17 protein-coding genes are annotated in these 18246 nt (G+C 72.6%); 3 read left to right on the top strand and 14 right to left on the bottom strand.

The window, feature by feature from the left end; all coding sequences use genetic code 11:
* Window positions 1-2: 2 nt before the first annotated feature.
* Both ACZ592_RS05020 and ACZ592_RS05015 read right to left on the bottom strand, forming a co-directional pair.
* On the bottom strand, window positions 3-761 hold the full coding sequence (locus tag ACZ592_RS05020) for an IclR family transcriptional regulator (protein ID WP_471580136.1): 759 nt from the start codon (window positions 759-761) through the stop codon (window positions 3-5).
* Entirely contained in the window at window positions 758-2041 is a 1284-nt protein-coding gene (locus tag ACZ592_RS05015; RefSeq protein ID WP_471580135.1) for a geranylgeranyl reductase family protein, read from the bottom strand. The genes ACZ592_RS05020 and ACZ592_RS05015 overlap by 4 nt, the downstream gene beginning before the upstream one ends.
* A gap of 97 nt (window positions 2042-2138) precedes the next feature.
* On the opposite strand from ACZ592_RS05015, the gene ACZ592_RS05010 reads away from it, so the two are divergent.
* The gene (locus tag ACZ592_RS05010) at window positions 2139-2690 is read left to right on the top strand and encodes a GNAT family N-acetyltransferase (protein ID WP_471580134.1); all 552 of its coding nucleotides are present in this window, start codon (window positions 2139-2141) and stop codon (window positions 2688-2690) included.
* 97 nt (window positions 2691-2787) lie between these two features.
* Here ACZ592_RS05010 and ACZ592_RS05005 read toward each other — a convergent pair whose 3' ends face one another.
* The 6 genes from ACZ592_RS05005 to ACZ592_RS04980 form a co-directional block, all read right to left on the bottom strand.
* Entirely contained in the window at window positions 2788-5556 is a 2769-nt protein-coding gene (locus tag ACZ592_RS05005) for a zinc ribbon domain-containing protein (RefSeq protein WP_471580133.1), read from the bottom strand.
* 194 nt (window positions 5557-5750) lie between these two features.
* Window positions 5751-6446, bottom strand: coding sequence for a demethylmenaquinone methyltransferase (locus ACZ592_RS05000; RefSeq protein ID WP_471580132.1), 696 nt, complete (start codon window positions 6444-6446; stop codon window positions 5751-5753).
* A gap of 722 nt (window positions 6447-7168) precedes the next feature.
* Complete coding sequence (locus ACZ592_RS04995) at window positions 7169-7768, bottom strand: imidazolonepropionase-like domain-containing protein (RefSeq protein ID WP_471580131.1); 600 nt, start codon at window positions 7766-7768, stop codon at window positions 7169-7171.
* 7 nt (window positions 7769-7775) lie between these two features.
* Window positions 7776-8975, bottom strand: coding sequence for a cyclic dehypoxanthinyl futalosine synthase (gene mqnC / locus ACZ592_RS04990; RefSeq protein WP_471580130.1), 1200 nt, complete (start codon window positions 8973-8975; stop codon window positions 7776-7778).
* 76 nt (window positions 8976-9051) lie between these two features.
* Window positions 9052-9771 carry a prepilin peptidase gene (locus ACZ592_RS04985; RefSeq protein WP_471580129.1) on the bottom strand — a complete coding sequence of 240 codons (720 nt, stop codon included), beginning with the start codon at window positions 9769-9771 and terminating at the stop codon, window positions 9052-9054.
* Window positions 9772-9865: 94 nt separating this feature from the next.
* Window positions 9866-12913 (bottom strand): BTAD domain-containing putative transcriptional regulator, encoded by a 3048-nt coding sequence (locus ACZ592_RS04980; protein WP_471580128.1) that lies wholly within the window; start codon window positions 12911-12913, stop codon window positions 9866-9868.
* A 459-nt stretch (window positions 12914-13372) separates the two neighbouring features.
* Here ACZ592_RS04980 and ACZ592_RS04975 point away from each other — a divergent pair, with 459 nt between their 5' ends.
* Both ACZ592_RS04975 and ACZ592_RS04970 read left to right on the top strand, forming a co-directional pair.
* Window positions 13373-13996 carry a barstar family protein gene (locus ACZ592_RS04975; protein WP_471580127.1) on the top strand — a complete coding sequence of 208 codons (624 nt, stop codon included), beginning with the start codon at window positions 13373-13375 and terminating at the stop codon, window positions 13994-13996.
* Between the two features lie 35 nt (window positions 13997-14031).
* The gene (locus tag ACZ592_RS04970; RefSeq protein WP_471580126.1) at window positions 14032-14379 is read left to right on the top strand and encodes a hypothetical protein; all 348 of its coding nucleotides are present in this window, start codon (window positions 14032-14034) and stop codon (window positions 14377-14379) included.
* A 114-nt stretch (window positions 14380-14493) separates the two neighbouring features.
* Here ACZ592_RS04970 and ACZ592_RS04965 read toward each other — a convergent pair whose 3' ends face one another.
* The 6 genes from ACZ592_RS04965 to ACZ592_RS04940 form a co-directional block, all read right to left on the bottom strand.
* Complete coding sequence (locus ACZ592_RS04965) at window positions 14494-14964, bottom strand: TadE/TadG family type IV pilus assembly protein (protein WP_471580125.1); 471 nt, start codon at window positions 14962-14964, stop codon at window positions 14494-14496.
* On the bottom strand, window positions 14961-15413 hold the full coding sequence (locus tag ACZ592_RS04960) for a TadE/TadG family type IV pilus assembly protein (RefSeq protein WP_471580124.1): 453 nt from the start codon (window positions 15411-15413) through the stop codon (window positions 14961-14963). Before ACZ592_RS04960 ends, ACZ592_RS04965 begins: the two co-directional genes overlap by 4 nt.
* Window positions 15413-15790 (bottom strand): TadE family protein, encoded by a 378-nt coding sequence (locus ACZ592_RS04955; protein WP_471580123.1) that lies wholly within the window; start codon window positions 15788-15790, stop codon window positions 15413-15415. Before ACZ592_RS04955 ends, ACZ592_RS04960 begins: the two co-directional genes overlap by 1 nt.
* 127 nt (window positions 15791-15917) lie before the next feature.
* Complete coding sequence (locus ACZ592_RS04950; protein WP_471580122.1) at window positions 15918-16163, bottom strand: hypothetical protein; 246 nt, start codon at window positions 16161-16163, stop codon at window positions 15918-15920.
* Between the two features lie 106 nt (window positions 16164-16269).
* Window positions 16270-17199, bottom strand: a complete 930-nt coding sequence (locus tag ACZ592_RS04945; RefSeq protein WP_471580121.1) for a type II secretion system F family protein — start codon at window positions 17197-17199, stop codon at window positions 16270-16272.
* Entirely contained in the window at window positions 17196-18242 is a 1047-nt protein-coding gene (locus ACZ592_RS04940) for a type II secretion system F family protein (RefSeq protein ID WP_471580120.1), read from the bottom strand. Before ACZ592_RS04940 ends, ACZ592_RS04945 begins: the two co-directional genes overlap by 4 nt.
* Window positions 18243-18246: the final 4 nt, after the last annotated feature.

Raw genomic sequence — 18246 nt, 5'->3', positions numbered from 1 at the left:
CGCTATTCCGACGCTGCCGGAAAACCCTGCCGCGCGGCCCGGGACAGGAGCCGCGTCAACTCCCGCCGCCGCCCGCGGACCCGCTCGGTGGGCAGCGACACCGACAGCGCCCGTGCCCCGTCCGCCAGCGGTACGGCCAGGCAGGTGTACGCCGGGTCCGTCTCCCCCACCGACACCGCGACGCCCGCCGAGCGCACCCGGCGCAGCTCGGCCTCGAAACGGTCCGGGCTCGTGATGGTGTGCTCGGTGAGCCTCGGCAGGCCGTGCTCGTCGAGATAGCGGCGCCGGGCCGCCCGCCCCAGCGAGGCCAGCAGGACCTTTCCGTGGGCCGTGGCGTGCGCGCCGTGGTCCAGGCCCACCTCGAACGGGTCGGCGACGTCGGCCGCCACCGCCGCGGTGCTGTCGACGACGGCGATGCGCCCGCCCCGGCGCGCGCTCAGGTAGGCGTGGGCGCCGGCGGCGCGGCGGACCTCCAGGAGCAGGCCCCGGCTCCGGGCGTCGATGCCCGCGTGGCGCTGGAAGGACCGGTACAGGCCCGGCACCCGCGGCCCCAGCGCGTAGCCCTCGGAGGTGCGGGCCACGTGCCCGCGCGCGGTGAGCGGGCCCAGGAGGTGATAGACCGTCGACAGCGCGCAGCCGAGCTCGCCCGCCAGGGACTTGGCGCCGACGGGCTCCGGGGACCGCGCGATCGCCTCCAGGAGGTCGAGCGCCCGGTCCACCGAAGCGGGGCCCGCCGCGGGGCCGCCCTGGGACGGATTCACGCCTTCGGTGCCACCTTGCTCAGTCCGTTGATGATGCGGTCCATCGCGTCGCCGCCCGTGGGGTCGGTCAGGTTCGCGAGCATCTTCAGCGTGAACTTCATCAGGAGGGGGTGGGTCAGGCCGCGCTGGGTCGCGATCTTCATGACCTTCGGGTTGCCGATGAGCTTCACGAAGGCGCGGCCCAGCGTGTAGTAGCCGCCGTAGACCTCCTTGAGCGTCTTCGGGTAGTTCTGCAGCGCCAGTTCCCGCTGGGCGGGGGTGGCACGCGCGTGTGCCTGCACGATGACGTCCGCCGCGATCTGGCCGGACTCCATGGCGTACGCGATGCCCTCGCCGTTGAACGGGTTCACCAGGCCGCCCGCGTCACCGACGAGGAGCAGGCCCTTCGTGTAGTGCGGCTGACGGTTGAAGGCCATCGGCAGGGCGGCGCCGCGGATCGGCGTCGTCATGTTCTCCGGGGTGTAGCCCCAGTCCTCCGGCATCGAGGCGCACCAGGCCTTGAGGACCTCGCGCCAGTCCAGCTCGCGGAAGGCCTTCGAGGAGTTGAGGATGCCGAGGCCGACGTTGGACGTGCCGTCGCCCATGCCGAAGACCCAGCCGTAGCCGGGCAGCAGCCGGTCCTCGGCGCCGCGGCGGTCCCACAGCTCGAGCCACGACTCCAGGTAGTCGTCGTCGTGGCGGGGCGAGGTGAAGTACGTCCGCACGGCGACGCCCATCGGGCGGTCCTCGCGGCGGTGCAGGCCCATGGCCAGCGAGATCCGCGAGGAGTTGCCGTCGGCCGCGACGACGAGCGGGGCGTGGAAGGTGACCGGGGTCTTCTCCTCGCCCATCTTGGCGTGCACGCCGGTGATGCGGCCGGTCCTGTCGTCGACGATCGGCTCGCCGACGTTGCACCGCTCGTACAGGCGCGCGCCCGCCTTCTGTGCCTGGCGGGCGAGCTGCTCGTCGAAGTCGTCACGCTTGCGGACGAGGCCGTAGTCCGGGTAGGAGGCAAGTTCCGGCCAGTCCAGCTGGAGCCGCACACCGCCGCCGATGATGCGCAGGCCCTTGTTGCGCAGCCAGCCCGCCTCTTCGGAGATGTCGATTCCCATGGACACCAGCTGCTTGGTGGCGCGGGGCGTGAGCCCGTCACCGCAGACCTTCTCGCGCGGGAACGCGGTCTTCTCAAGGAGGAGTACGTCGAGGCCGGCCTTCGCCAGGTAGTACGCCGTCGTCGCTCCGGCTGGGCCGGCTCCGACGACGATGACGTCCGCGGAGTGTTCGGAGAGGGGCTCGGTCACGGCGGGTTCTCCCCAAGGCTCGAAATCTGTGTGCCGACCGGCACGGGATATGGGCAGTCTATGAGGCGGTACTGATCAGCCAGCCGAAGGGCCACACGTGACCGAGCAGACCGACACCCTGCCCGCGCTGCACCTCCCCGCCGTGCAGCTGCGCGTCCCCACCCACGAGGACGCCTTCGTCTGGCACCGGCTCTTCGACGATCCCGAGGTCATGGAGTTCTTCGGCGGGTCCTCCGCCGAGCTGTCCATGTACGAGGAGCTGACCGCCCGGCAGCGCAGACACGACGCGGAACTGGGCTACTGCCTGTGGACGTTGCTGGACGGGGCGGGTGAGCCGATCGGGTTCACCGGCGCGCAGCCCTGGACCAAGGACTGGGGTCCGGCCGGCGAGATCGAGATCGGCTGGAGGCTCGGCAGAGCCGCCTGGGGCAAGGGGTACGCGACGGCCGCCGCCCTGGCCACGGTCGAGCGGGTGCGCGCCGCGGGCGTGCCGGAGGTCGTCGCGGTGGTCCGCGACGGAAACGAACGCTCCGTGGCGGTCACCCGGCGGCTCGGCATGGAACTCGCCGAGACGTTCCCCGTTCCGCCGCTGGTGCCGAGCGCCGAGACGTCCCGGCGCATGGCCCACTGCTTCCGGCTCACGCTCTAGCAAGCGTGCAGCAAGGGCTGCCGGCGCCGTGCCCGCCGGCCCGGGGTTCCCCCGGGGCCGGGTTCCCCCGGGGCCGGCGGGCCGCCGTCAGCCGTCCTCAGTCCGTGAGACGCCATGTGTCCAGCGCGGTGGCGTGCGTCCTCGCCCCCTCGCCGGCCGGCCAGAAGTTCTCGCGCCAGGAGAGCTGGATCGCGTACTCCGTGCCGTTCTGTGCGACGTAACTCTGGTTGACGGCGTGGATCGCGCGGCCCGACTTGTCGGTGTACGTGTACTCCCAGTACGCGCCGTCCTGCCCCTTGAAAGTGTTCTCCTCCAGCCGGATGCGCGTGTAGTCCGACTTGTCCGGGGCGGACTTGGTGTGCTTCTCGATGTTCGTGAAGTTCTCGTACGAGGTGTAGCGCGCGTCCGTGACGACGCCGACGAGGAACTCCTCGCGTCCGGTCGACCCCGCATAGGTGATCTGTCCGGGGCGCTCGGGGTTGACGGCCTGACGGCTCCACCCCTCGGGCACCGCGAACGAGAAGCCCTCCTGGTCCGTCACCCGCTCCGAGCCCGCGGGGACGTCCGAGCCTTCGGTCGCCCCGGGCTCCGTGCTGCCGCCCGTCTCCGGGCTCGGCGACACCAGCGGACTCGGCTCCTGGGTCGGTTCCTGGCTCGTCCCGCCGTTCGGCTCCTGGGACCGGCTGACGGCGGGCCTGTCGTCCTTGCCCGTGCCGTCCGCCTTGTCGTCACCGCTGTCCTGCCAGAGCAGGATCCCGGCCGCCGCGCCACCGCCGAGGACGAGGGCCCCGGCGAGCGTGGCCACCCAGACCCCGGCCGGACCACGCCTCTTGGCGGCGGGCGGCTGCGGGCCGAGGTGGTAGGTGTGCGGGTCGTACGCGGGGGTGGTCCCCGGGGAGTACGAGGGCGCCGGCGTGCCGGACGGGGGTGTGCCCGGGGGGCCGGGCGGGGGCGGGCCCGGGACGCCGGGCGGAGGCGTGCCCGGACCGCCGGGCGCGCACTGGGTCTCGTACGAGGCGGCTTCCGCGGGGCTCTCGGGGGCTTTGGGGGTCCCGGGGCCGACGGGGCTTCCGGGGTTGGCGGGGCTCCCGGGACTGGCAGGGCTCCCAGCGCTCCCGGGCGCGGGCTCCTCGGCACCGGCGGCCGAGGTGCTCGCGGCGGCAAGGTTTTCCGAGGCGCTGTCCGCGAGCGCCACCGCCACGACCGCCTGCGCCTGCGCCTGCGCCTGCGCCTGCGCCTGCGCCTGCGCCTGCGCCTGCGGGGGAACGAGCGGCGCGTACGCGGGAGCGGCGGATCCGACGCCCCGCTGCCCGGCCATCTGCAGCAGGAACGGACCGAGCAGCGCCGCCGGGACGATCCACAGCAGCCCGAACAGCAGCACCTCGGGGACGTCGATCCCCGCCTCCACGCTGCCGGACCCGCTGCCACCGGACCCGCCGAGCCCCGAACTCCCCTCCAGCGCCTGGCCGGAGAGCTCTACACCGATGCCGCTGAACCCGGCGAGCAGCAGGAAGAGCCCGAAGAACACACCGGCGGCGAGGAGTTGCTCACCTCGGCCCGCGCAGCGCCGTGCGGCGAGCACGCCGAGGGTCAGCGCGCAGACCAGGCCGAGCGCCAACGCGCCCACGATCGCCCAGTCGTTGGTGACGTCACCCAGCTCGGAGAGGCCGAAGGACCTGCTCCCGCTCCCGCTGCCGTACGCCGAGCTGCTGCCGCTCACCGACACCTCCGCGCCCGCGCCCCAGCCGATGCCGAGCGCCGTGACCGCGAGGTTCGGCAGGACGAGGAGTGCGACCAGGAGCGGCGACACGTCGGTGTCGTCGAGGTCGGTGATCCTCGCCAGGTCGTCGACCTGGGCGAGGCTGATGAAGGCGACGACCGAGCAGAGCGCGAGCACGACGGCGAGGGCGCGCACGGCGGTGCCGGTGGCCCGGATGACAGACCGCGCACCCGGCCTGGCCGCCACCCAGTGGCCCAGGTCGGCCCGGTGCAACACCCCGCAGGAGACGGCGAGTCCGAGCAGCAGCGCGCCCAGCGCGGCGAGCACCGGGGACGACGACAGCTCGATGCCCTCGATCTCGGGCTGCGCGAGGAGCGCGAGCGCGAGGACGCCCACGGTCACCAGCAGCGCCACGCGGACGGCCGCTTCGAGCCCCGCCGTGCCGCCGGGCTGCCCCGCGCCCCGTGCCACGAGGCGGTTGCGCAGGACGCGTACGCCGATGACCAGGGCCACGATCCACAGCACGGTCATGGTGAGCGGGACGAAGTGCAGGGAGGCGGTGCCTTCGAGCGCGGACTCCGAACCGTCCGACCCCGTCCCCAGGCTGTCCGACCCCAGCCCCAGACCGTCCGAACCCGACCCCAGGCTGTCGGTCCCGCCGAGGCCCGGCCCCTCCTCGTGACCCGACAACTCGAAGCCGCCGCCCACCGATTGGAGCAGCAGCGCGAGGCTGATCCGCAGCCGGTCGGTGAAGCCGACGACGGCCTCGTCGTCCTGCCCGTACATCGGGATCGCCAGCGTGACGGCCCCGATCAGGAGCAGCACGACGGGCCACAGCGCGGCCTGCACGGAACCGACCCAGTCACCGCGGAACGTCCGCCCGACGAAGGCGCCGAGGGGGGAGGGTGCGGCGGCTGGGGGTGGGGTGAGCGGGGGCGGGGTGAGGGGCGGTGGGGCGAGAGGCGGTGGGGAGGCTGGTGGTGCGGGTGGTGCGGAGGCTGTCGCCGCGGGGGCGTCGGCCTGGGTGGGCGGGGTCGGCGGGGTGTCCGCCGGCTCCGGATCCGTGCGGCGTTCCTTGCCGCACTTCATGCAGAAGCGGGCCTCTTCGGGAGCGGAGGCCCCACAGTGTGGGCAGTACGACGCCATCGAATCGCTCCGTCAGTCCAGGGTGACACCAGCAGTAACAGGACCGACCCGTAAGGGACGCATAAGGTTGCGGCCCGGGTCGTTACAACGGACATATCTTGCCCGTCTGCTGGTTCCCGTCCGAGCGGGATCCCTGTTCTCGACCGTAGCGTTACGCGGGGGCGTTACACGGGCGTGCGCGCGGCCCCGTTCGCTCAGGCCTGCTTGAAGCCGCGGTGCAGCGCCACGACGCCGCCCGTCAGGTTCCGCCACGCCACCTTCGACCAGCCCGCGTCCTTCAGCAGGGCGGCGAGCGCCGGCTGGTCGGGCCAGGAGCGGATCGACTCGGCGAGATAGACGTACGCGTCGGGGTTCGAGGACACGGCACGCGCGACCGGCGGCAGCGCGCGCATCAGGTACTCCTCGTAGACCGTCCGGAACGGGCCCCACGTCGCGTGCGAGAACTCGCAGATCACGACCCGGCCGCCCGGCTTCGTCACCCGGTACAGCTCGCGCAGGGCGGCGCCCGTGTCCTGGATGTTGCGCAGCCCGAAGGAGATGGTGACGGCGTCGAACGTGTCGTCCTTGAACGGCAGCTTCGTGCCGTCGCCCGCCGTGAACGGCATCCACGGGTGGCGCTCCTTGCCGACGCGCAGCATGCCGAGCGAGAAGTCGCAGGGCACGACGTACGCGCCGGCCTGCGCGAAGGGCTGCGAGGAGGTGGCGGTGCCGGCCGCGAGGTCGAGGACCTTCTGCGCGGGGCGCGCGTCGACCGCCTTGGCGACCGCCTTGCGCCAGAGGCGGGCCTGGCCGAGGGAGAGCACGTCGTTGGTGAGGTCGTACCGTTCCGCCACGTCGTCGAACATCGTGGCGACTTCGTGCGGCTGCTTTTCCAAGGATGCGCGGGTCACCCGGCCCATTGTGTCAGGCCGGTCTTCTGTCTTGGGCGCCGCCTTGTCGCCTGCGGCGGGCTTTTCCGCCCGGGGTTCTGCCGCTTGCCGTTCTGTCGGCGGGTGCGGGTCGTGGTGGGTTGCTCGCGCCGTTCCCCGCGCCCCCGGCAGCTGCCCTGCGGGCGCCACCCCCTCGCCTCCGCGCCTGCCCCCAACCGCCCGGCTCGCGGCTACAGGTCGTCGTGCGTTGCTCGCGCCGTTCCCCGCACCCCCGGGAGGCGCCCTGCGGGCCCTCCCTTCGCCTCCGCGTCTGCCCCCAACCGCCCGGCTCGCGGCTACAGGTCGTCGTGCGTTGCTCGCGCCGTTCCCCGCGCCCCCGGCAGCTGCCCTGCGGGCGCCACCCCTCGCCTGCACGTCCGCCCCCAACCGCCCCGCTCGCGACCGCGGGTCGTGGTGGGTTGCCCGCGCCGTTCCCCGCACCCCCGGCAACTGCCCTGCGGGCGCCACCCCCTCGCCTCCGCGCCTGCCCCCAACCGCCCCGCTCGCGGCTACAGGTCGTCGTGCGTTGCCCGCGCCCCCGGCAGCTGCCCTGCGGGCGCCACCCCTCGCCTGAACGTCCGCCCAAACCGCCCCGCCGTGGTGCGTTCCCCGCGCCCCCGGGAGGCGCCCTGCGGGCCCTCCCCTCGCCTCCGTTCCGCTCGCGACCTCGGGTCGTCGTGCGTTGCCCGCGGCCCTGGACGGGCTCAGCGGGTGCGGTAGACCAGGCGGCCTGCCATCACCGTTGCCACGCAGGTGGTCGGGCCCTGGTTCACCAGGGCTGGTCTGTCCGGCACGTCGAAGATCGCGAAGCGGGCCGGGGCGCCCTGCGTCAGAGGGGGGAGCAGGACCAGGGGGGTCGGGGAGAGGGACGGGGGGCCCGGGAGTCGGGGTGGGCGGGCGCCTACTGCCAGGCCCGCTCTGCGGATCGCGTCCAGGACCGGGCGGGCGCGGAGTTCGCCCGCCACCGCCACCGTGCCGTGCGCCAGGAGCCGCTGCACGCCCCGCCGGGCGCTCGCGCCGAGGCGGGACGGGTCGGCGCGGAAGATCGCCCGCGCGCGCTCGCCGCCGATGGGCTCCGTACCGAGCCGGTCGGCCTCGCGCGGGTCGGGGTGGTAGGTGGCCTCCAGCAGCTCGGGGCCGTACGGGTTGAGCAGGCCCGGCGTGAGGATGCCGGGCCAGTTCCGGACGCGGGCCGCGGGGTGGGCGGCGGCCAGGTCCTCGTAGGGGCCGACGGCGGCGATGATCGCGCCGTCGGCCAGGACCGCCGTCTCCTGCGAGCGTTCGGCGACGTGAAGTGTCAGCAAGACGGGCTCAGTTGGTGGCGAGGAGCTTCAGCTCCGGGTGGGCCGTGCCGCCCTCGATCGCCGTGGAGGAGATGTGCGAGGCGACGCGGTCGTCGACGGGGTCGTTCGCCGGGTCGTCGTGCACGACGAGGTGCTCGTACGTCGTGGCGCGCTGGGCCGGGACCCGGTCCGCGGTGCGGATCATGTCGATCATGTCGCGCAGGTTGTTGCGGTGCTTGGCGCCGGCCGAGGAGACCACGTTCTCCTCCAGCATCACCGAGCCGAGGTCGTCCGCGCCGTAGTGCAGGGTCAGCTGGCCGGCCTCCTTGCCGGTGGTCAGCCAGGAACCCTGGATGTGGGCGACGTTGTCGAGGAAGATCCGGGCGATGGCGATCATGCGGATGTACTCGAAGATCGTCGCCTGCGTACGGCCCTTGAGGTGGTTGTTCTCGGGCTGGTACGTGTACGGGATGAAGGCGCGGAAGCCGCCCGTGCGGTCCTGCACGTCACGGATCATGCGCAGGTGCTCGATGCGTTCGGCGTTCGTCTCGCCGGTGCCCATGAGCATGGTGGAGGTGGACTCCACGCCCAGGTTGTGGGAGATCTCCATGATCTCCAGCCAGCGCTCGCCGGACTCCTTGAGCGGGGCGATCGCCTTGCGGGGGCGAGCCGGGAGCAGTTCGGCGCCCGCGCCCGCGAAGGAGTCGAGGCCCGCCGCGTTGATGCGCTGGATCGCCTCCTCGACGGAGACCTTGGAGATCCGGGCCATGTGCTCGACCTCGGAGGCGCCGAGGGAGTGGATGACCAGCTGGGGAAAGTCCTTCTTGATCGCCGCGAAGTGCTTCTCGTAGTACTCGACGCCGTAGTCCGGGTGGTGTCCGCCCTGGAACATGATCTGGGTGCCGCCCAGCTCGACGGTCTCCGCGCAGCGGCGCAGGATGTCGTCGAGGTCGCGGCTCCAGCCCTTCTTGGTGTCCTTGGGAGCGGCGTAGAAGGCGCAGAACTTGCACGCCGTCACGCAGACGTTCGTGTAGTTGATGTTGCGCTCGATGATGTACGTCGCGATGTGCTCCGTACCGGCGTAGCGCCGGCGGCGGATGGCGTCGGCGGCGGCGCCGAGCGCGTGCAGCGGGGCGTCGCGGTAGAGGTCGAGTGCCTCTTCCGGGGTGATCCGCCCACCTGCGGCGGCACGGTCGAGGACGGACTGAAGGTCGGCCTTCTCGGTCACCGGGGCGTCCCTTTCGTAAGGGTTGTGGACGGACCAAGCCAGCGTACGCCAGGGGCATCGGCCGTCCGACGTGGGCTCAAGCCGCGTACGCCCCGATGAGCAGCCCGACGAACGCGCCCGAGATCAGGAACGGGCCGAACGGGATCGCCGTCTTGCGCCCGGCCTTGCGGGCGATGACGAGGCCGGTGCCGTACAGCGACGCCAGCAGGAATCCGGCGAACGTCCCGAGCAGCAGCACGCCCCACCCGTACCAGCCGAGCACCGCGCCCAGGCACAGGGCCAGCTTCACGTCGCCGAAGCCCATGCCGTTCGGGTTGATGAGGAAGAGCACGAAATAGCCGCCCGCGAGCGCGAGTGCCCCGTAGAGCGCCCCGAACCACGAGCCGCCCTGCTCGGGCAGGAACGTGACCGCCCCCAGCAGCGCGAGCGCGGCGCCGGAGAGGGGCAGCGTGAGCGCGTCGGGCAGCCGGTGCACGGCGAAGTCGACGACGGCGAGCAGCACGCCGAAGGGCGCGAGCAGCAGCCAGGCGCCCAGCTCGGGCCGCGTCCCGGTGGCCGCCGCGAGCGCGGCGCAGACGAGGGCGGTCGTGAGGACGGTGCCGGTGGTCCGCGGGCCGTACCAGCCCTCCCCCGGGCACCGGGCGAGCCCGGCCCACGACGTCAGCGGCCGCCCCGCCGGGCTCTTCGCCCGCCACGGCTCGCCGGGCGGCACGGACAGCCGGTAGGCGGCGCGCGGCACGAAGAGTCCGGCGAGGGCGCCCCAGAGGGCGCCGACGAGGATGAGGACGGGGAGCAAGGGCTATGACTTTCCGTGACTTTCCGTGGATGGTGGCGGGGGTCGTGGGGGGGCGGTGTGCCGTCAGCAGGACCCCGCCCCCCACCTCACTCCCTCAGCCGACCGCCGTGAGGCCGTTGCGCCAGGTCGGGAGCAGTTCGTCCAGGAGGGCCTCGGTGCGGGGCGGCAGGCCGCGGGCGCCGCTGCGGGCGATGAGGTCCGCGGCGACCTGCTGGAGCCGGGCCGGGTCGTCCGTGGCGTGGGTGGCCCTGAGCAGCTCGTTCCACAGGCGCTCGTCGCCGGGCGCGGAGCCCAGCGCGGCGTCGAGGGCCTCGATGGCCTTCTCCGCGCGCCCCTTCTCCAGGTGGAACTCGGACAGCGCGAGACCGATGTCGGCGACGAGCAGCGGCAGCTGGGCGTCGATGATCTCGTGCGTGAGCCAGCCGTAGCGGCCCTGCGGCCGGTCGGCGAGGAGCGGGCCGCGCACCAGGACCAGCGCGTCCGTGAGCATCCGCCCGCGCACGGCGCGGTTGCCGGACCCGCGCCCCTGCGTGGCCTCGTGGTACAGCGAGCGCAGCACGTCGAGGTCGGAGACGACGGACTTGGCGAGCGTGAGCCGGCCGGTCCCGTCGACGCGCAGCCGCGGCGATCCGTCGGGCTCGGTGCCGAGCCACTCGCGCAGCCGCTCGACGAGCGCGTCGCGCACGTCCTCGGTGACGCCGCGCGGCCACAGCGCGGAGGCGAGCACGCGAGGGTGCACTCCCTCGCGGTGCAGGAGCAGCAGGGCAAGCGCCTCGTGCATCAGCGGGCTGCGCTCGCCGTCCGGCGTCTCCAGGCCGATGATCTCGTACGTCCCGACGAGGCGGGCGTAGACCGCGGGCCGCCCCTGCTCGGTGACGTCGACGAGGAACGGCGGCGCGGCTCCGGAGGGTCCGTCGCCGGGGCCCGCGGGGCTGCCCGCGCTCGCCGGGTCCGCCTCCGTGAACAGCTGTACGACGGCGCGCTGCTGGGCCTCGGGCAGCGACTGCGCGGCCAGTTCGAGCCCGAGCAGCGGCGCGAGGAGCCTGCCGTCGCGGGTGATCTCCATCTGCCAGGCGGCGCCGGGCAGGTCCCCGGACTCCGTACCGACCAGGTAGCCGATGCCCAGCCGGCTCGCGTCGGCCGCGAGTTCGGCGAGCTTGACGGCGTCCTCGGCGCTCGGCTCGGCGGCGAGCAGCACGAGGTGCGGTGCCCAGCGGGTGTGCTGGGCGGGGCCGGTGCGGCCGGTGAGCACGGAGTCGTGTCCCGCGGCGCCGAGCGCGCCGCGCCGCTGCCGCGTCTCGGCCTCCATGGTCTCGATGAGCGCCTCGACGTCCTCCAGGTGCCGCAGCCGGTTGGGCGCGAGCGGCGTGAGGTCCTGGCCGAAGCCGACGACGGTGATGGTCATGCGGTCCGACCAGCCGTTGGTGGCGAGCTCCGCGGCGACCGAGGCGAAGACGGCGGCGCGGTCGGCCGCGCTGCCGCTCAGCGAGACGATGCCGGGCACGGACTCCAGGTTGAGGAGCAGCCGCGAGTCGTCGAGGGTGCCGAGGCTGACGAGCCCCGGGTAGGGCGCGGCGGTGTCGACCTCGTCGTACCGCTCGGCGTCGGTGCGCGCCAGCATCCAGAACGTCTGGTCCTGCCCCAGCTGCCAGGGCGCCGGCGGCCGGCCCGCGGGCTGCGCCAGCTGCAGGTGCAGGTCGCCGTTGCTCAGCCAGGCCGCGTACACGGTCGGCAGCGCGCGGTTCTCCTCCGCGAGCGCGGCGGCGAGGCCGCGCAGCGACAGGTCGAGCAGCCGTACGCCCTCGGGGTCGGCGCCCACGAGCAGCGCGTCCTGCGCGTCGGCGGCCGAACCGGTCGGCGTCGGCGGCTGCATGCCGCCGCGTCCGCCGACCGCGCCCATGGCCGACTGCCACAGGGCGTGCCGACGGCGGCGGCCGAGCGCGCCGAGCAGGCCGGCGGCGAGGAGAGGCGCGCCGAGGAGCGCCTGGGGCAGCCCGAAGCCGGAGCCCTCGGAGTCGCTGCCGTGGGCGGCGGGCGCCTCGGCCGCAGGGGCGTCGGGGGTGGCCGGGGCCTGCGGCATGGCGGGCGTCTCGGGGGTGCCGGGCCGCTGTTCGGGAAGGACGATGTGCGCGGTGTCGCGGTCGACGGAGCTGCCGCCCTGCTGGCCGCCGCTGCCTTCGTTGCCGCCCTGCCGGCCGTCGCTGCCCTGCTGGTGGTCGCCGGTCCTGGAGTAGTCGGAGATCTGCTCCTTGACGTCCTTGGACACCTTGGGCGCCTCGTCGGGCATCTCGACGAGCTCACCGCCGTGCGCGTCCGCGGGCATCTCCATGATCCAGCCGGGCCGGATGAGGCTGGCCTCGGAGAGCCGCGAACCGTCGGGCTGCTCACGGTCCTTGTTGAGCTGGTAGATCTCCTTGTACCGGCGGCCGTCGCCCAGGTGCCGCTCCGCCACCTCCCACAGGGAGTCGTGGTGGCGCCCCTCGGGCGGCTGGATCCGGTAGTACTTCGTGTCCCCGGCCTGCTGCCCGCCGCCGTCGGCGTGCGCGGCGGCCCGGTCGGCCTGCGCGGCGAGCGCGTCGGCGGCCATGGCGGCCTGCTGTTGCTGCTCCTGCCCGAAGAGACCCGGGGTCTGCTGGGCGGAGGCGGCGGACGCGGGCTTCTGGTTCCCCTCCAGCGACTGCCCGAACTGCGAGAGCCCCGGCGCGAAGCTGGCCGCGGTGGCGCCCACGAGCAGGACGGCGGCGACCAGTTGCCGCGCGAGCATCTGACTGCCGCCGGCCCCCGGCACCCGCCCCGGAATCCCGACCCCGGAGAGCGCGGCCTTTATCTCGACGAGCACACAGGCGGTGAACTGCGCCCAGGCGAACCAGACGACGACGGTCAGCACATTGATGAACGTGCTGACGGTGATCTCCTGCTGCAGCCAGTCCAGCGACGGCGCGCCGCCCGGCAACGGCCACCCCACGAAGACCGCGAGGGCCCCGGGCACGCCGACGAGGAGCACGGCCAACGCGACGAAGGCGAAGAAGGCCTTGACGAAGTCCCCGAAACTGCGCCGGCGCCGCGGCAACGGCTGCGGCGTCCGGTTCCGCGGAGACTGCGGGTTCGGCGGGCTCGTCGAGCGTGAGGTGGTGCGCGCCATGGCGGGTGTCCTGGTGTCCTGTGGGGAGGAGTGGATGGTCGGGTGAAGGGCCGGGATGAGGGTCGGTACAGGGGTCGGGTGAGCCTACCGAGGTGATGGTACGGAAGGGGCCGGAGGTCAGACAGGGGCGGACGCGGAGAGGCCCGCCCGGTTACTGCCGTCACGCCCCAAAGGCCCGATTCTCTCCCCCATTGATTACCGCCCGGCTCCGCCCACCTCCGGCTGATCGGAGGCCTGTTGTACCTCAGGTTCGAGGACTCGGAAAGCGGACGAAAGGACTCTCGTCACAGTTCCGGTACGGATGGGCCGCCCCCGCCTCTCTGACCCTTCTGACCCTGGAGATTCACAAGAGGGGACGGCAGGGGGCGGATACCATGCAACGCGAACTGGGGCATTGACCCGGCGAGAACGGCACTTGAGAACGGCACCGAGAACAGCACTTGGGGAGGGGGAATTCAGGTGGGTGTCACCAAACGCGTCAAAGACCCCATAGATACCGAAGACACCGAAATGAACGAGAGCCGGAACGAGCTCAGCTGTTCCGACGGGTTCGATATCACCGGAAACTCGCCGCCCTGGGTCGTTTTCGTCCCCGCCGGTTCCGCCGACGCGCGGCGCCAGCTGTCCGCCTTCGACGCACGGGGCGGCCGCGTGCACCACTTCGCCGCGTCCGACCTGCTGACCGAGCGGGGCATCCACCGCGCGTTCGCGCAGACCCTCCGGTTCCCCGGCTACTACGGCAGGAACTGGGACGCCTTGGTGGACTGCCTGGACGATCTGTGCGGGGCGGTGACGGACCGCGTGGGCATCGCGGGTGTCATCGGCGACGCGGATCCGCTTCTCGACGCGGAACACTTTCCCCTCTTCGTGTCGGTCCTCTGCCTGGCGGCGGACCGGGCGAACTCGTCGGTGGACCTGGACGGCTTCCCTCTGGACCGCCCCGCGACCGCCGAACACTTCCTCTTCGAGTTCAAGGAATTCGACCGGGAGAGAATCGCGGGAAGAGTGCGGCAGCGCGATCTGACCGTGACGACGGGGCACGATTTCGTGGCGGCCGCGCTGTCTTCCGCCGAGTGGCACTGAGCCGAACACCGACGTTACCCAAGGGGGAAAGCACTATGGGCAGCAAGGGCAAGAGCGACCTCACGATCCCGCTCACCGACCTGGAGGACTACGGCAGCCGGCTGCGCTCCGTCAAGGACCGCATGAACCGCACGAAGAAGACCTTCGAGTCCTACCGCGACGACATCGGTGACGGCGGCGTCTACGACTCCCTGGAGGACTTCGAGTCCAACTGGGAGGACGGCCGCGAGGACATCGGCCAACAACTGGACCAGCTCGCGGACCTGTCCGACGCGGTCGTCCGCGAATTCAAGAAGCTGGACGACGACCTGGCCAAGAAGGTCAACGACGCGGTGAAGATGAATGAGGGGAAGGGCGGGAAGGGGAAGGGGGACGGCAAGTAGCCGCTTCCGCCTTGGTGCCGGTGGTTCAACCCGCCACCTGACGTGCGTCACTCGCCTCGGCCTCGGCCACGCTCACGGACCCAGCCCCGGCCCCGCCGGAGGCCGCCGCCCCGCTCAGCCGACCTCGTTCTCCGCGACCGCCCGGCCTCTCACCGTCACGTCCCCGCCGTAGAACATGCCGGTGAACACCGGGCTGTAGGTCATCTGGACCTCGACCTCGACCTGTTGCGGGTTCGCGGTCACGCACTGCGTGTTCGCCACGTCCGCGCCCTTGAGCCCTGCCTCCTGGACGAAGGCCTTGACCCGGGCCTCGCAGTTCTCGTAGTTGATGGGCGCGCCCTTGGCACCCTCGTAGATGTCCTCGAGTTCGAGGTCCTGCGCGGCGTAGCGGGCGGCCTGTTCCGCGATGTCCGCGGCGCGCTCCCGCTTGGAGATGGAGAGCCCGCCGTCGATGACGAACGCCGAGAGCGCGAGGAAGACGATCGCGAAGATGATGACGGCGCCCGCGCCCGAGCCGCGGTCGTCGAGGTGCGCGCGGCGGGAGGCGATCCAGTCGCGCGGGGGTGTGGCGGAGCGGCGGGTCACGCGGACCTCCGGTACGGGTCCAGCGGCGAGCTGAAGGTCGCCTCCAGCGTCGTGGGGATGTCCAGGCCGAGCATGGCGAGTCCCCTGACCTCACAGCTGACTTCGACGGTGAAGAACGGGTCGACCTTCTCGTCGAAGCCGGCGCTCTTCTGGACGACGGAGACCGGGCCCGAGCAGACGTCGGCCAGGTCGGCCCGTGCCGCCTTGCGCGCCTCGGCGAGCGCCGTGCCGTGCTCCTTCTGGATCGACCCCGCGCGCGCGGCGTCGCGCGCCGCGCCGTCGATGGCGCCCCGGCCGTCGACGAGCTGGCCGAAGGCCACCAGGACCAGGATGAACAGGATCATCACCGGGGCGAGGATCACCACCTCGACGGTGGAGAGCCCCCGGTCGCCGCCGGCACGGAGCAGCGCCTCGATCCGCTTCCGTGCGACGACCCGCGCCGTGCGCATCAGCCGCCCTCCTCGACGAACCGCTCCACCGGTCCCGACGACTCCGCGTGCACCGTCAGGTCGAGCCCGGGGAAGACCGTGGGGACCCGGGCCTCGATCTCCACGCCGACCGTGTCCTGCTCCGGCTGGATCGTCTTGACGTCCGGGCCGAGCACCAGCTTCGGGCCGAGCTGGCGGATGTACGCGTCGGCCACGTCACGGGCCTCGCCGCGCCAGCCGCCCGCGTTCTCGTCGGCCGTGGCGCGCGCCTTGCGCGCGCCCGCCTGGGCCGCGGCCTGGGCGACATGATCCGCGAAGAAGTACAGCGCGAACTGCACGGTCGCGAAGATCATGAAGAACAGCACCGGAGTGAGCAGCACGAACTCGATCGCGGTCATGCCGGATTCGCCGCGGGTGGAGGCGGCCTCCACCCTGCGGCGTACGAATCCACGCGTTCCCCGCACTCGAACCCCGTCGCCTTTCACACTGCCGCTCGGCAGTTACCTGGTCAGTTGTCGCCGTGGGTCAGCAGGTGCTGCCGGCGTCCGCACCCTTGATGCAGTCGCTCACCTTGTCGGCGCCGCCCTTGAGCGCGGCGTTGATGACCGCGGCCACCACCCCCACGATCGCCACGACGACCGCCGAGATGATGACCCACTCCACCGCGGACGCGCCGCGGTCCAGTTCGCCCGAGCGGGCGCGGTCCACGCGGGTCCTCAGGAAGGTCACAAGGAAGTCGACAGCCGGGTGACTGAAGTTCCGTCCGTTCATGATGAGTTGTCCTCTCAGGAGTGGTGGGGGGAAGTGGCGCCGGGCCCCGTTTGTCCGGCACCGTCGTCGGGGATCGCGCGCCGCGCCCCGGCCGGGCGCGGCGCCGCTAGACCTGGAACACGCGCATCGCCGCCGGGAAGATGAGGAAGACCAGGAAGCCCGCGCACAGGAGCAGCTGCGCGACCAGCATCGACTGGGATTTCTCGCCCGCACTGCCCTCGATCTCGGCCAGTTCGCGGTGTCGCATCGTCTCCGCGCGGGAGGCGAGGGACTCGCGCACCTTCGCGCCGTCGTCCGCCACCAGCGCCAGGGACGCCGACAGGTCCTTCAGCTCTTCGACGCCGAGTTCCTCGCCGAGCGAGCCGAGGGCCTGCCACTGGCTGACGCCGGTGATGCGGGCGTCGGCCAGAGCGCTTCGGATCCGTTGCGTCGCCCATCCGTCGGAGACTTCCGCCGCCGCCATGAGCGCCTCGGGGAGACCGCGGCCGCCCGCGAGGCTCATCGACACCAGGTCCAGATAGGCGCCGATGACACGGCGCAGGTCGCGCCGCTTGTCCGCCGCGTCCCTGCGTACTTCCAGGTCCGGCAGGAAGAAGAAGAGCGCGCCGAACATCAGCGCGAGCCACACCGGGATGATCGGGCTGCTGCCGAAGCCGAGCGTCCAGATGATGGCGAAGAGGAACGGCCCGAAGAACACGCCGGCCGCGGCCAGCAGCACCTTCGTCGCCAGGAACTTCTCCCAGCTGCGGTCCAGGACCGCGAGGTCCGCGCGCAGCGAGCGCTGTTCCCAGCCCTGCTGCAGGTAGAACTCGGCGACGCGCAGGCCCACGCGGGAACGCATCGTGCCGATGCGGCCCGGGTTCTCCGTGTCGGACGTCGCCCGCTGCGACTCGTAGGCCGCGCCGCGTGCCCGCATCGCGTCGATGCGGGCGACGGTCGCGACCGCGCTGCGCTTGGACGGCATCAGGGCACGTACGAGGGCGAAGACGCCGAGTCCGAGGATCGCGCCTATCACCACCGGCATCGTCAGGCTCATCGGCGTACCCCCTCGGACGGGTTGGAGTGACCGGACGGGTTGGAGTAGCCCGGCAGGACCTGCGGGTCACCCGGCCTGCCGAACTGCGGCGCCTGCGCGGGGCCGCCGGGGGCGGGTGCGCCGCCGGGACCCCGGGGACGTACGAACTGCACGCCCGGCTCGTCCTTGACCAGGAAGCGGTCCGGCGTCTCGACCGTCGACAGCTTCCGCAGCCACCAGAAGCCGAGCGCGAAGAGGGCGCAGACCATGGCGAGCACGATCTGGCCGACCGCCGTGCCGTACGGCTCGACGAACTCGCGGTTGAAGATGGACAGGCCGAGGACGAAGGCGATGGAGACGGCGACCACGATCTGCACCGAGCGGCGGGTCGAGGCACGCTGCGCCATCACGCGCTGGCGCATGTCGACCTCCTCGCGCGCCGACTTGGCGAGCGCGCCGAGGACCTGGCGCAGGCCGGGGCCGCGCAGCTTGGCGTTGAGGATCAGGGCGGCGACGATGATGTCGGCCGAGGCGTCGTCGATCTCGTCGGCCAGTACCTGAAGGGCCTCGGGCAGCGGCGTGCGCGCCCGCAGACGGTCGACGAGGGCGTCCAGGTGGGGGCGGAGGACCGGGGCGGCCGCCCGCGCGGAGGCGGGGATCGCCTGCTCCAGGCCGACCGCGCCCGCGATGGTGTCGCGCAGCGATTCGGTCCAGGCGGCGAGGGCCTCGACGCGCTTCATCTGCGCGCGCTCCTCGGCGGCGCCGCCGAACAGCTTGTCCCAGAAGAAGACGAGGATGCCGGAGGCGATGCCCGCCACCGCCCAGCGGGTGAGGAGCAGGACGACCAGGCCGACGCCGATGGCCGCGGAGCCGCGGCGGCCGACGAAGCGGACCAGTTCGCTCGCACGCTCGCTCGCCCGGTGCTTCTCGTGCGCGGGCTTGGCCGGCAGGCCGCGGATGGCGACCGCGAGCAGCGCGAGGCCGCCTCCCGCGGCGACGCCGCAGCCCAGTGCGTACAGGACGGGCAGCGAGAAGACGCCGCCCATGGAACCCAGTGAGTTCATGTCG

The organism is Streptomyces sp. NPDC040622, assembly GCF_055593965.1.
Note: the sequence above shows the minus strand (reverse complement) of the source record. Positions and strands in the feature narration are given on the sequence as shown.

What these genes read in the sequence shown, in the direction of transcription:
- ACZ592_RS05005 (WP_471580133.1), bottom strand. Translation starts at nt 5,556, where the DNA reads ATGGCGTCGTACTGCCCACACTGTGGGGCCTCCGCTCCCGAAGAGGCC.
- ACZ592_RS04980 (WP_471580128.1), bottom strand. Translation starts at nt 12,913, where the DNA reads ATGGCGCGCACCACCTCACGCTCGACGAGCCCGCCGAACCCGCAGTCT.
- ACZ592_RS04970 (WP_471580126.1), top strand. Translation starts at nt 14,032, where the DNA reads ATGGGCAGCAAGGGCAAGAGCGACCTCACGATCCCGCTCACCGACCTG.
- ACZ592_RS04960 (WP_471580124.1), bottom strand. Translation starts at nt 15,413, where the DNA reads ATGCGCACGGCGCGGGTCGTCGCACGGAAGCGGATCGAGGCGCTGCTC.
- ACZ592_RS04955 (WP_471580123.1), bottom strand. Translation starts at nt 15,790, where the DNA reads ATGACCGCGATCGAGTTCGTGCTGCTCACTCCGGTGCTGTTCTTCATG.
- ACZ592_RS04950 (WP_471580122.1), bottom strand. Translation starts at nt 16,163, where the DNA reads ATGAACGGACGGAACTTCAGTCACCCGGCTGTCGACTTCCTTGTGACC.
- ACZ592_RS04945 (WP_471580121.1), bottom strand. Translation starts at nt 17,199, where the DNA reads ATGAGCCTGACGATGCCGGTGGTGATAGGCGCGATCCTCGGACTCGGC.
- ACZ592_RS04940 (WP_471580120.1), bottom strand. Translation starts at nt 18,242, where the DNA reads ATGAACTCACTGGGTTCCATGGGCGGCGTCTTCTCGCTGCCCGTCCTG.